Annotated in this window: 10 protein-coding genes and 1 other annotated feature; of the genes, 2 read left to right on the forward strand and 8 right to left on the reverse strand. The window is 53.8% G+C overall.

The genetic code is table 11. The features are described 5' to 3' along the window. Positions 1–95: 95 nt before the first annotated feature. The 4 genes from dnaK to tal form a co-directional block, all read right to left on the reverse strand. A complete protein-coding gene (gene dnaK / locus GKC68_RS18590; RefSeq protein ID WP_342656391.1) occupies positions 96–2,006 on the reverse strand; it encodes a molecular chaperone DnaK in 1,911 nt (636 codons plus the stop codon). 422 nt (positions 2,007–2,428) lie between these two features. Beyond that, a complete protein-coding gene (locus GKC68_RS18595; protein ID WP_311092621.1) occupies positions 2,429–3,736 on the reverse strand; it encodes an MFS transporter in 1,308 nt (435 codons plus the stop codon). A 104-nt stretch (positions 3,737–3,840) separates the two neighbouring features. After that, positions 3,841–4,428 carry a molybdopterin adenylyltransferase gene (mog, locus tag GKC68_RS18600; protein WP_311092620.1) on the reverse strand — a complete coding sequence of 196 codons (588 nt, stop codon included), beginning with the start codon at positions 4,426–4,428 and terminating at the stop codon, positions 3,841–3,843. 117 nt (positions 4,429–4,545) lie between these two features. After that, positions 4,546–5,499: a transaldolase gene (gene tal / locus GKC68_RS18605; protein ID WP_028724643.1), complete on the reverse strand. Its 954-nt coding sequence runs from the start codon at positions 5,497–5,499 to the stop codon at positions 4,546–4,548. A gap of 206 nt (positions 5,500–5,705) precedes the next feature. On the opposite strand from tal, the gene yaaA reads away from it, so the two are divergent. Continuing rightward, entirely contained in the window at positions 5,706–6,479 is a 774-nt protein-coding gene (gene yaaA / locus GKC68_RS18610) for a peroxide stress protein YaaA (RefSeq protein WP_264228139.1), read from the forward strand. A 71-nt stretch (positions 6,480–6,550) separates the two neighbouring features. On the opposite strand, the gene thrC is transcribed toward yaaA, so the two are convergent. Genes thrC through thrA form a run of 3 tightly spaced genes read right to left on the reverse strand, consistent with a single transcriptional unit; the run spans position 6,551 to position 11,232 of the window. After that, positions 6,551–7,834 carry a threonine synthase gene (gene thrC, locus GKC68_RS18615; RefSeq protein ID WP_110983307.1) on the reverse strand — a complete coding sequence of 428 codons (1,284 nt, stop codon included), beginning with the start codon at positions 7,832–7,834 and terminating at the stop codon, positions 6,551–6,553. Between the two features lie 3 nt (positions 7,835–7,837). Further along, on the reverse strand, positions 7,838–8,767 hold the full coding sequence (thrB, locus tag GKC68_RS18620) for a homoserine kinase (RefSeq protein ID WP_033778121.1): 930 nt from the start codon (positions 8,765–8,767) through the stop codon (positions 7,838–7,840). Between the two features lie 2 nt (positions 8,768–8,769). Then, positions 8,770–11,232, reverse strand: coding sequence for a bifunctional aspartate kinase/homoserine dehydrogenase I (gene thrA, locus GKC68_RS18625; protein ID WP_028724639.1), 2,463 nt, complete (start codon positions 11,230–11,232; stop codon positions 8,770–8,772). Between thrA and GKC68_RS18630 the strand changes: the two genes are divergently transcribed. Beyond that, positions 11,231–11,458, forward strand: a complete 228-nt coding sequence (locus tag GKC68_RS18630) for a hypothetical protein (RefSeq protein ID WP_028724638.1) — start codon at positions 11,231–11,233, stop codon at positions 11,456–11,458. The two genes, thrA and GKC68_RS18630, sit on opposite strands and share 2 nt — an antisense overlap. After that, positions 11,258–11,382 (reverse strand) — a sequence feature (Thr leader region). (Overlaps the previous gene by 125 nt.) Positions 11,459–11,582: 124 nt before the next feature. Here the strand turns inward: GKC68_RS18630 and GKC68_RS18635 are convergent. Further along, positions 11,583–12,281, reverse strand: a complete 699-nt coding sequence (locus GKC68_RS18635; RefSeq protein ID WP_110983305.1) for a tRNA/rRNA methyltransferase — start codon at positions 12,279–12,281, stop codon at positions 11,583–11,585. Positions 12,282–12,380: the final 99 nt, after the last annotated feature.

Consider the following 12,380-nt stretch of genomic DNA (forward strand, 5'->3'; position numbering starts at 1 on the left):
GCCCTTAACATGATCGCACGGGCGTGGAGAAAACTCCTACGCCCGTGCTGGTTTCAACGGCTGTCAGGGCAACCGTCGCGCCCGGTCAGGGGCAATTATTTCTTATTGTCTTTTACTTCTTCGAATTCAGCATCAACCACATCGTCATCTTTCTTCGCTGACGCATCGTGGGCATCCGCTGCACCTGCCTGAGACTGCTGTGCGGCTTCCATCAGCTTGCTGGACACTTCCATCAGCGCCTGCATTTTGGCATCGATCTCTGCTTTATCTTCGCCTTTCAGCGCAGTTTCCAGCGCGCTCAGTGCAGCTTCGATAGGCGCTTTATCATCAGCTGACAGCTTGTCGCCCACTTCATCCAACTGCTTACGTGTGCTGTGCGCGATCTGGTCGCCCTGGTTACGGGTCTGCACCAGCTCTTCGAACTTACGGTCAGATTCTGCGTTCGCTTCAGCATCACGAACCATCTTCGCAATCTCGTCCTCGTTCAGGCCGGAAGACGCTTTAATGGTGATCTTCTGCTCTTTACCGCTGTTTTTGTCCTTCGCCGACACGTGCAGGATACCGTCGGCATCGATGTCAAAGGTCACTTCAATCTGCGGCATACCGCGTGGCGCAGCCTGAATGCCGTCCAGGTTAAACTGGCCCAAAGACTTGTTGTCGTTGGAACGCTTGCGTTCACCCTGCAGCACGTGAATCGTTACCGCAGACTGGTTGTCTTCTGCCGTCGAAAACACCTGGCTGTGCTTGGTTGGGATGGTGGTGTTCTTGCTGATCAGCGATGTCATCACGCCACCCATGGTTTCGATACCCAGCGACAGCGGGGTCACGTCCAGCAGCAGAACGTCTTTAACATCACCACCTAACACACCGCCCTGTACCGCAGCGCCTACGGCAACCGCTTCGTCCGGGTTCACATCTTTACGTGGCTCTTTACCGAAGAACTCGGTCACTTTCGCCTGAACCAGTGGCATACGTGTCTGACCACCGACCAGGATGACATCGTTGATGTCAGAAACTGACAGTCCGGCGTCCTGCAGTGCCACTTTCAGCGGCTCGATAGAGCGCGCAACCAGATCTTCAACCAGTGATTCCAGTTTAGAACGGGTCACTTTAATGTTCAGGTGCTTAGGACCGGTTGCGTCCGCCGTGATGTACGGCAGGTTGGCGTCGGTCTGCTGCGCAGAAGACAGCTCGATCTTCGCTTTCTCTGCCGCTTCTTTCAGGCGCTGCATCGCCAGCGGATCGTTGTGCAGATCGATACCCTGATCTTTCTTAAATTCCGCGACCAGATAGTTGATCAGACGGCTGTCGAAGTCCTCACCACCCAGGTGGGTATCACCGTTGGTTGCCAGCACTTCAAAGGTTTTCTCGCCATCAACTTCATCGATTTCGATGATAGAGATATCGAATGTACCGCCACCCAGGTCATAGACCGCGATGGTGCGGTTGCCCTGGCCCTTATCCAGACCGTACGCCAGTGCCGCGGCGGTAGGTTCGTTGATGATACGTTTGACTTCCAGACCTGCGATACGGCCGGCATCTTTGGTCGCCTGACGCTGCGCATCGTTGAAGTAGGCTGGAACAGTGATAACCGCTTCAGTCACTGGCTCACCCAGGAAATCTTCAGCCGTTTTCTTCATCTTTTTCAGGACTTCCGCAGAAATCTGCGGCGGTGCCATTTTCTGGCCTTTTACTTCCAGCCATGCGTCGCCGTTATCGGCACCCACAATTTTGTATGGCATGATTTTGATATCACGCTGCACTTCTTCGTCCTGGAAGCGACGGCCGATCAGGCGCTTAATCGCAAACAGAGTATTCTGCGGGTTGGTGACGGCCTGACGTTTAGCCGGTTGTCCGACCAGAGTTTCCCCATCCTGGGTGTAAGCGATGATCGAAGGCGTGGTGCGATCGCCTTCCGCGTTTTCAAGTACGCGCGCTTTAGTGCCGTCCATGACCGCAACACAAGAGTTGGTTGTACCCAGGTCAATACCAATAATCTTACCCATCTAAACATCTCCCACTTAAATTCGTTGCCAGTTTGGGTTGTGAACCTTTTATGTGGGCAGGTTGTTTACATTCAACCCAACCTCACATGCTTTTTTTTACAACGTTCACAACGCTCGATGACAAGTAAATGGGGTCGCTTAGAAGCGCATCAAGGGTTAAATGAAAAAAAATTTTCAACGAAAGAGCAGGCCAGCGAAAAGGTTGGACGGAATACGCTGAAACGGCCACGGCAGAACCCCCCTCTCGCACTGAGCCGAGCTTTTTTTGAGCAATACGGCAAAGGGGGATGAAACGGCCATTACGGCGATGCTTCCTGGCTTCTGGCGAAGGAGAGAGTAACAAACCAGACAAAACGCCGCTGTTGTCAGGTATGCCGGAGGGCTGTGGAACGAAAACGCGGAGCCCGGCTCCGCGTGCGTTTTTATGCCTGTTTTATCCCGTCACACAGATTCGGCTCATGGCTGATATCCTGTCTGAGCCAGAGACCGGTCAGCAACCCCACCAGCGCAAGCGCCATGACATACCAGCCGGGTGCCATGGTGGAAACGTTCATCAGCAGCGTCACGCAAATCGGCGTCAGGCCACCAAATACCGCATAAGAAAGATTATAAGAGAACGACAAGCCGGTGAAACGCACCTCAGCAGGGAACGCACGGACCATCACAAAGGGCACAATACCCACGACGCCCACGCTAAAGCCCACCAGCCCATAGAGCTGAAACAGGTAATCAGGATACTGAGGTGCGAGGGAATAGAACATGCCGCTACACAATGCCAGCAGCATGCTACCGAGGCTTAACGTCCGACTGGCACCAAAACGGTCCACCAACAACCCGGCAACAATGCACCCGATACATAACATGATAATCGCGATGCTATTGGCCTTTAACGTAAGCGCCGGGGCCATACCATGCTGTTTCTGCAGCCAGACCGGCGCCATTAAAATCACCACCACGATGCAGGCAGACAGCATCCAGGTCAGCAGAATCGAAATCACGACCGATTTTTGATGTTTAAGGATGACGGTTTTCAGCGGCAGCTCCTGCGCCAGCGTTTTACGCTGCTGCATTTCAATGAAAACCGGCGTCTCATGTAGCCAGCGGCGAAGATACATCGCCCCCAGGCCAAACAATCCGCCCAGGAAAAAAGGAATGCGCCAGCCGCCATCATGAATGGCCTGCTGGGTCATGGTGGTATTAATTAAGGTTGCCACGACCGACCCTAACAGGATGCCGATAGTGAGTCCGGCGGTCAGCGTGCCGCATGCGATTCCAATACGTTTGTAGGGCACGTGCTCCGCCACAAAAACCCATGCGCCCGGCACTTCCCCACCAATCGCCGCGCCCTGTAGCATGCGCATCAGCAGCATTAACAGGGGGGCCGCCAGGCCAATCGCGTCCCAGCCAGGCAGTGCGCCCATAGCCAACGTGGGCAGCGCCATCAACAAAATACTCAGGCTGAACATTTTTTTGCGTCCCACTTTATCGCCAAAGTGGGCCATGATGATGCCGCCCAGCGGACGCGCCAGATAGCCCGCAGCAAAAATAGCGAATGTCTGGAGCTGACGTAGCCATTCAGGAATATCGCTGGGGAAGAAAATCTCGCCGATCACCGCAGCGAAAAAGACGAAAATAATAAAGTCGTAAAATTCCAGCGCGCCACCCAGCGCCGCGAGTGCCAGCGTTTTGTAGTCCTGGGGTTTCAGGCGCGGTATCTCAAGTGTGGTCATAAGCGTCCAGAGAAAGTGAAAAACGTTGTAAATATTTGCTTACTATACCGTCAATTTATCACCACACCAGCGAGCCTGTAGCTTATTCCTGAAAAGCAAAATATTTAGTTATTTATCTCACGTATCGCGCTTTTGGGGCGAAAAGCTGCTACCACATCCGCGTGCGTCTCCACGTAAGGGCCTTCCAGAAGCTGTAAACAATAAGGTACAGCCGCAAAAATGCCCGGAACCTGTATCTTGCCCTGATCATCTTTCAGGCCTTCAAGGGTTTCCCTGATGGACTTCGGCTGGCCGGGCAGATTGAGAATGAGCGACTGTTTACGGATTACCCCTACCTGACGCGACAGAATGGCAGTCGGCACAAACTGCAGGCTGATTTGCCGCATCTGCTCACCAAACCCCGGCATCTCGCGATCGGCAACGGCCAACGTTGCATCGGGCGTAACATCACGACGGGCCGGGCCTGTCCCACCGGTGGTCAATACCAGGTGGCAAAAACGCTCATCGACCAGCTCGCAAATCGTCTGTTCTATCATGGGCTGTTCATCGGGCACCAGTCGCGTTTCCACTTCAAAGGGCGTGCTGATCGCGCTGTTCAGCCAGGCTTCCAGGGCAGGGATCCCCTGATCCTGATAAATCCCGTTCGCGGCGCGATCGGAAACCGAGATCAATCCGATACGTAATGTGTTCATGATGATATTCGCTGTGATATACCGCAGTGCGGTGCATGGGGAAGGAGGTACTAAGAAGAATAACAAACGGTGGCGGAAAGGGAAAACCGTGGCGACAGCGCCGCCACGGTAAAACGATTACAGCATTTCTGCCAGCATCTTCTCAAGCTTGCCCTGGTCGATGGCAAAATTACGAATGCCTTCGGCCAGCTTGGTCACGGCCATAGGATCCTGATTGTGCTGCCACAGGAACTCAGATTCTGTCATCTTAGCCGGACGCGCTTTAACTTCACCCTTATAGCTCAGCTTACGCTCCAGTGTGCCTTCACTCTCCGCCAGCTCTTTCAGCAGCGCAGGCGAAATGGTGAGACGGTCACAACCGGCCAGTTCGATGATCTCACCGACGTTACGGAAGCTGGCGCCCATCACTACGGTTTCGTAACCGTGCTGCTTGTAGTAATCGTAGATTTCAGACACGGAGATCACGCCAGGATCTTCGTGTGGCGCGTACTCTTTCTTATCCGTGTTGGCTTTGTACCAGTCAAGGATACGGCCAACAAACGGCGAAATCAGGTAAACACCCGCTTCAGCACAGGCACGCGCCTGAGCGAAGGAGAACAGCAGGGTCAGGTTACAGTTGATACCTTCTTTTTCCAGCTGCTCTGCGGCACGAATGCCCTGCCAGGTGGAGGCCAGTTTGATCAGGATACGATCGTTGCTGATACCGGCATCGTTATACAATTTAATCAGGCTGCGAGCTTTGGCAATGCTGGCTTCGGTGTCATAAGAAAGGCGAGCATCCACTTCGGTGGAGATACGGCCCGGCACCAGCTTAAGAATTTCCAGGCCGATGTTAACGGCCAGCTTGTCGGATACCAGCTGCAGCTGTTGTTCTTTATCGCTGCTTTGCTGACGCGCCCAGGCGATCGCTTCATCAATCAGTTTGCGGTATTCAGGGATTTGAGCAGCATTGAGAATCAGAGAAGGGTTGGTCGTTGCGTCCTGAGGCTGATACAGCTTCATCGCTGCGATATCACCAGTGTCGGCCACTACGGTGGTCAGTTGACGCAGGGAGGTCAGTTTGTCCGTCATGTTTTTTCTCTTAGTTAACTGTCAGGGTGATAAAAGGCTGTTGGGATAATATCACGCGGTAACGGTGGTGCAAGGTCAGGGAATGCCGTTTACGATAGCGCGAACAAATAGGAGTGATTTGCCGATCTTTGCGGCTTTTTTGCTACACTCGCAGGCAACAATTACAGGCTAACCCCTTAAAAAAGGGACTCATTGAGGAAGCGACGATGTTGATGGTGATTTCTCCTGCCAAGACGCTGGATTATGAAAGCCCCCTGACGACGCAGCGTTTTACCCAGCCCGCGCTGTTAGAAAAGTCACAACAGCTGATTGAAATTGCGCGTAAGCTCTCGCCGGCACAGGTCGCTTCACTGATGAGCATTAGCGACAAGCTGGCGCATTTAAACGCTGACCGCTTTAACAGCTGGCAGCCGGATTTCAATCTGAAGAATGCCCGTCAGGCTATTCTGGCGTTTAAAGGTGATGTCTATACCGGTTTACAGGCCGAGACGTTTAGCGAGCAAGATTTCGACTTTGCCCAGCAGCATCTGCGTATGCTGTCCGGACTTTACGGCCTGCTGCGTCCGCTGGATTTAATGCAGCCCTATCGGCTGGAGATGGGTATTAAACTGGCTAACCCGGCCGGTCAGGATCTCTACAGCTTCTGGGGCGATCTGTTAACGGAAAAACTGAACGATGCGTTGACCAGTCAGGGCGATGACGTGCTGATTAATCTGGCTTCCGATGAGTACTTCAAAGCCATCAAACCTAAGAAACTGCAGGCGCGCCTGATTAAACCGGTCTTTCTGGATGAGAAAAATGGCAAATTCAAAGTGATCAGTTTTTATGCGAAAAAAGCGCGGGGACTGATGAGCCGTTACATCATTCAGAATCGCCTGACGAAGCCAGAGCAGCTTACGGGGTTCGACGTGGATGGCTATGCTTTTGCGGCTGAGGAAAGCCGTGAGAATGAGATGGTGTTTAAACGCGCCGAACGGTAACCACAGCCCGACGCATTAACGCTGCAAAAGCGATGAGGTGGTCATCCCACCTCATCCTGACTGACAGCGCATTACTTGAGCAGAAACGCCCGCAGCTGGGCAAAATCTGCGCCCATCTGATGCGACAGCAGGGGCAGATCCGCGCGTTCAGCCAGCTCAGCAGGCAATGCCAGTTTCTGATCCAGAATGCTTTCCACGCTCTCCAGGAACTTAGCCGGATGGGCCGTTCCGAGGAATAAACCAAACTCCCCTTCCTGCAGCTGGTCACGCAACAGACGCCAGGCAATGGCCGCATGCGGCTCAGATACGTAACCCAGCTTAGCCAGTTCGCGCATCGCTTCACGCGTAACATCGTCCGTTACCGCACCGTAAGCCAGATCGCTCAGACGCCAGGTTTTGCGGCGGAACAGCTCCTCCACACGTGGCCAGTTGTTTGGCTGGCTAACGTCCATAGCGTTCGACAGCGTCGCCACGGTGGCGTTAGGCTGCCATTCACCGTTGCCCAGGAAACGTGGCACCGTATCGTTGGCGTTGGTCGCGGCGATAAAGCGTTTAATCGGCAGGCCCAGTGATTTCGCCAGCAGGCCGGCCGTCAAATCACCAAAGTTTCCGCTTGGCACGGAGACCACCAGCTGATTACGCTTCTCCTGCGGCAGTTGGGCAACCGCTTCGAAGTAGTAGCAAATTTGCGCCAGCAGACGGCTGATGTTAATTGAGTTAGCGGAGTTCAGGCCTATTGCTTTTTTCAGCGCCTGATCGTCAAACGCCTGCTTAACCAGCGACTGGCAGGCGTCAAAATCGCCGTCAATCGCAATGGTTTCGATGTTGCCACCCAGCGTACAGAACAACTTCTCCTGCAACGGGCTGATTTTCCCCTGCGGATAGAGGATGACAACACGCACATTCTCCATGCCGTAAAAGGCGTGAGCCACGGCAGCACCGGTATCGCCGGACGTCGCCGTCAGAATGGTAATTTGCTCATCGGACCCGCTGACGTATGACAGCATCTGCGCCATGAAGCGGCCGCCAAAATCCTTGAACGCCAGCGTCGGACCGTGGAACAACTCCAGGCAGGCAATGTCGTCGCTGACGGCCTTAACCGGCGCCGGGAAGGTGAACGCGGTTTTCAGGCGTTCAGTCAGCTGTGCTGCCGGGATTTCATCCCCGATATAGGCTGAAAGGATCTTACTGCTGCGGGTAACAAAATCCATTTCCAGCATGGCATCGATGTCGGTCAGTTCAAACTCCGGCAGTTCGAGCGGAAAAAACAGCCCTTGCTGTGAACCCAGACCTTGTTTCACCGCCTGGGCGAAGCTGACCTGCTCGTTATGATCCTTAAGGTTGTAGAGTTTCATGCGTTATCCCAGTTTACGTGCGCCAGCCGTATCAAGACGGCAGATATGGACGAAGCCTTCATCGTTCTGCAGATAGTGCTGGCTCAGCCAGTCGGCCATCTGCTGCGCCGTTTCCATCTGGTTGCAAACGGCAAATAGCGTGGGGCCAGAGCCCGATATTCCACAGGCCAGCGCGCCAATATCCTGCGCGGCCTGGCGAGCCTCGGCAAAGCCCGGTAACAGCTGAGTACGATAAGGCTCAGCAATGACATCCTGCATAAGTTTAGCCGCCAGCGCGGGTTGGCGCGTATGACAGGCGTGAACAAAGCCTGCCAGCAGACGACCGTGTTTGATGCAGTCTTGCTTTGCATACTGCGCAGGTAAGATCGCCCGCGCTTCCGCCGTCGAGACTTTAATACCCGGATAGGCCATGACCCACAGCCAGTCGTCAAATCCGGGAACAGCCTGACTGATAATGCCGTTTTCTTCCAGCATCAGCTGAATGCCGCCAAGGAAGCAGGGTGCGACATTATCGTAATGTACGCTACCGGAGATGCGCCCTTCCAGTTCTCCCATCAGGGTCAGGAGCTGAGTTTCATCAAGCGGGTTACCACAAAATTCATTCATTGCCATCAGGCCAGCCACCACGGAGCAGGCGCTGGAGCCGAGGCCGGAGCCGATCGGCATATTTTTTTCCAGCGTCATCGCTACAGGTACGGTTTTGCCAATCGCTTCACAGAAACGCTGCCAGCACTGATAGACGATGTTCTCTTTGGGATCGCTGGGCAGTTTACTGACAAAACGTCCCGTATTGCTCAGGCTGAAGTTTTCGGCCGCCTCGACCGACACGCAGTCACCCAGCAATGTACCATCCACTGGCGATACCGCCGCGCCCAGCACGTCAAAACCCACGCTGACGTTACCGATTGAGGCCGGCGCATAAATTTTTACCATCATTACACTCCCAACTTCCATGACAGTGTGCGCAGCAGATCGGCAAACACGCCCGCAGCTGTCACGTCGTTTCCTGCACCGTATCCGCGCAATACTAACGGAATCGGCTGATAATAGCGGCTGTAAAAGGCCAGCGCGTTTTCGCCATTTTTGACTTTGAAAAGCGGATCGTTACCGTCAACCGCATCGATCTTCACTTTACATGCCCCGCCCTCTTCGATCACGCCAACCAGACGCAGCACTTTGCCTTCAGCACGTGCCTGTTCCACCCTGGCTGCAATCGCCGCATCGGCTTCGGGTAACTGCGCCATAAACTGGTCAACGTCGGCGATGGCATTCAGATGCGCGGGCAGCAGGGGTTCGATTTCAATGTCGCTCATTTCGAGCGAATGCCCCGCTTCACGCGCCAGAATCAGCAGCTTACGCGCGACATCCGTACCGGAGAGATCGTCGCGAGGATCGGGCTCGGTAAAGCCCATCTCGCGTGCCATCCTGGTCGCTTCTGACAACGATACACCTTCATCCAGCTTGCCAAAAATATAGGATAACGATCCTGATAAAATGCCAGAGAATCTGATCAACTCATCGCCTGCATTGAGCAGATTTTGCAGGTTCTCAATGACGGGTAAACCCGCGCCGACGTTAGTGTCATACAGGAACTTACGACGCGATCCCGCCGCCGCCACACGCATCTTCTGATAGTATTCCCACGACGCGGTGTTGGCCTTTTTATTCGGCGTGACCACGTGAAAACCTTCCGCCAGAAAATCTGCGTACTGGTCGGCAACCGCCTGGCTTGAGGTACAGTCCACAATCACCGGATTCAGTAAATGGTACTCTTTAACCAGGCGAATTAAGCGCCCCAGATTAAACGGCTCTTTGGCCTGTTCCATTTCGCCTTTCCAGTTGCGGAGATCGATACCGTGGACATTGGTCAACAGGGCGCGGGAATTGGCGATACCACACACTCGTAAATCGATGTGCTTCTGCTTAAGCCAGGCCTGCTGGCGATGCAGCTGGTCCAGCAGCGCACCGCCAACGCCGCCCACACCGACCACGAAAACCTCGATCACCTGGTCAGTAGCAAACAGCATCTGATGCACGACGCGCACGCCGGTCGTAACGTCATCATTGTTCACCACGACGGAAATTGAGCGTTCAGAGGATCCCTGAGCAATCGCGATAATGTTGATATTGGCGCGCGCCAGGGCAGAGAAGAATTTCGCTGAAATCCCGCGCAGGGTGCGCATGCCATCCCCTACAACCGAGATCACCGCCAGATTTTCGATAACGTCCAGCGCATCCAGTAAGCCATCTTTTAATTCAAGGTAGAACTCTTCTTCCAGCACACGGCGCGCGCGCGCCTGCTCACTCTGAGGAACGCAGAAGCTGATGCTGTATTCGGAAGAGGACTGGGTGATTAACACCACTGAAATCCCGGTGCGTGACATAGTCGCGAACACGCGTGCGGCCATGCCCACCATGCCTTTCATCCCCGGGCCAGACACGTTAAACATCGCCATATTATTCAGGTTGGTGATGCCCTTAACCGGGAATTCATCCTGTTCGCCATTGGCGCTGATCAGCGTACCTGGGGCCTGCGGGTTGGCGGTATTTTTGATCAGACAAGGGATTTGAAACTGGGCGATAGGCGCGATAGTCCGCGGATGCAGCACTTTCGCCCCAAAATAGGAGAGCTCCATCGCCTCCTGGTAAGACATGGATTTGAGCAGGCGAGCATCCGGTACCTGACGGGGATCGCAGGTATAAACCCCGTCTACGTCGGTCCAGATTTCGCAGCAATCGGCACGCAGACAAGCCGCCAGCACCGCCGCCGAATAGTCAGAACCATTACGCCCCAGCACCACCAACTCACCACGTTCATTCCCGGCGGTAAAACCCGCCATCAGGATCATGTTTTCAGCGGGGATCTTACTGGCTTCAATGCGACGGGTTGACTCGGCGATATCAACGGTTGATTCCAGATAATGGCCGATAGCTAACAGTTTCTCGACCGGATCGATGACGCTGACACCGTAACCACGCGCTTCTAATAACTTTTCCATGATCGCAATGGAAAGCTTCTCACCGCGACAGATAATGGCCGCATTGACGCTGTCAGGGCACTGTCCCAACAGGCTGATCCCGTGCAGCACCTGTTTAAGCTGAGCAAACTCGCTGTCTACGCGGCTTTTAAGCCCGTCATAATCGAAACCGGGTTGCGCCTCGGCAAGCCCTTGCAACAGCTCCGCAAAGATGCGCGTCGCGTCGCTGATATTCGGCAACGCATCCTGACCGCTAATGGTTTTTTCGATCATCGCGACCAGATGGTTGGTAATCTTAGCGGGCGCAGAAAGCACGGTGGCAACCTGTCCCTGTTGCGCATTACTTTCCAGAATATCGGCCACGCGCAGAAAACGCTCTGCATTCGCAACCGAGGTCCCACCGAATTTCAGCACTCGCATGATGTCAACTCTCCTGATTTTGAGTCAAAAAAAAACCCGCACTCGTGAGGTGCGGGCTTCTTTTCTGTTTTTCCTGGATGCGTCAGCCCGCCCCTTTACCGATCGTAATGGTAATGGTGGTGGTAATAATTGTGGTGTTCAGGCTGTGATTACGCATTCAGATTTATTTTTCTGTCTGTCATTGATTGTCCATCTGCGTCAAGAAGTAAAGCAAAGCGCACATTAAGTCAACGGTTTTATCTTTTGCGCAAATACAGACCACAATGTTTAGCATGCTGTTAAACCAGGAAAGCCTGGTGAATCGTTTGTTATACCGCGTTTCATTAACATCTGTGACTGGATAGCCACGTTTAACCCGAGGATTTATCTGCCAGCTTTTTTTCCACGTCATGCAACAAACGGTGCAACATGGCACTGTCGCGCTGCTCTAACAGGCCAATACGCTGGTTAATCCAGTCGGCCATTTTATTGTCGTCACTCACCTCTAACCGGCTCAGTAACTGTTCAAACCGCTGGCGCAGGGCATGGAGCTGCTGACCGTCGGCCACCGGGGCGGCAGGCGCAACCACCTGATTGAGCGTCGACAGCTGATAGCAGTAAACCATAACGGCCTGCCCCAGGTTCAGTGAAGGATAATCGTTTGCCATTGGAATGCCGGTGAGGAGGTCAACCTGCTCCAGCTCTTCATTGGTCAGTCCGCTGTCTTCACGGCCAAATACCAACGCCATGCTGTTTACCCACTGACGTTTTTCGCGCAATTGTGCTTCCACCTGCTGCGGCGTTGCATAGTAGCGGAATCTGGCCCGGCTTCGCGCGGTGGTGGCGACGGAAAAGTCGATGTCTGCCAGCGCGTCGGCCAGCGTTTCAAAGGTTTTAATCTTGTCCAGAATATCGCCTGCGCCATGCGCTACGCGGCGGGCCGCCGGCTCTTGCCATGCATCACTGGCAACGATACGCATTTCATTAAAGCCCATGGTTTTCATGGCACGCGCCGCCGCGCCAATATTTTCTGCCCGGGCAGGTGAGACGAGGATAAGAGGAAAAAGCATGATCATTCCATCAGTAAATGTGTACGCTGAGAGTGTAACATGCACCTGCTTTATTGAGGGATAGAGGTGGTTATGTTAAGACTCTGAAATACATGTTAA

The sequence above is a fragment of the Pantoea sp. RSPAM1 genome (assembly GCF_038816185.1).
Classification (GTDB): Bacteria; Pseudomonadota; Gammaproteobacteria; order Enterobacterales; family Enterobacteriaceae; genus Pantoea; species Pantoea ananatis.

What these genes read in the sequence shown, in the direction of transcription:
- dnaK (WP_342656391.1), bottom strand. Translation starts at nt 2,006, where the DNA reads ATGGGTAAGATTATTGGTATTGACCTGGGTACAACCAACTCTTGTGTT.
- GKC68_RS18595 (WP_311092621.1), bottom strand. Translation starts at nt 3,736, where the DNA reads ATGACCACACTTGAGATACCGCGCCTGAAACCCCAGGACTACAAAACG.
- mog (WP_311092620.1), bottom strand. Translation starts at nt 4,428, where the DNA reads ATGAACACATTACGTATCGGATTGATCTCGGTTTCCGATCGCGCCGCG.
- tal (WP_028724643.1), bottom strand. Translation starts at nt 5,499, where the DNA reads ATGACGGACAAACTGACCTCCCTGCGTCAACTGACCACCGTAGTGGCC.
- yaaA (WP_264228139.1), top strand. Translation starts at nt 5,706, where the DNA reads ATGTTGATGGTGATTTCTCCTGCCAAGACGCTGGATTATGAAAGCCCC.
- thrC (WP_110983307.1), bottom strand. Translation starts at nt 7,834, where the DNA reads ATGAAACTCTACAACCTTAAGGATCATAACGAGCAGGTCAGCTTCGCC.
- thrB (WP_033778121.1), bottom strand. Translation starts at nt 8,767, where the DNA reads ATGGTAAAAATTTATGCGCCGGCCTCAATCGGTAACGTCAGCGTGGGT.
- GKC68_RS18630 (WP_028724638.1), top strand. Translation starts at nt 11,231, where the DNA reads ATGATGTCAACTCTCCTGATTTTGAGTCAAAAAAAAACCCGCACTCGT.
- thrA (WP_028724639.1), bottom strand. Translation starts at nt 11,232, where the DNA reads ATGCGAGTGCTGAAATTCGGTGGGACCTCGGTTGCGAATGCAGAGCGT.
- GKC68_RS18635 (WP_110983305.1), bottom strand. Translation starts at nt 12,281, where the DNA reads ATGCTTTTTCCTCTTATCCTCGTCTCACCTGCCCGGGCAGAAAATATT.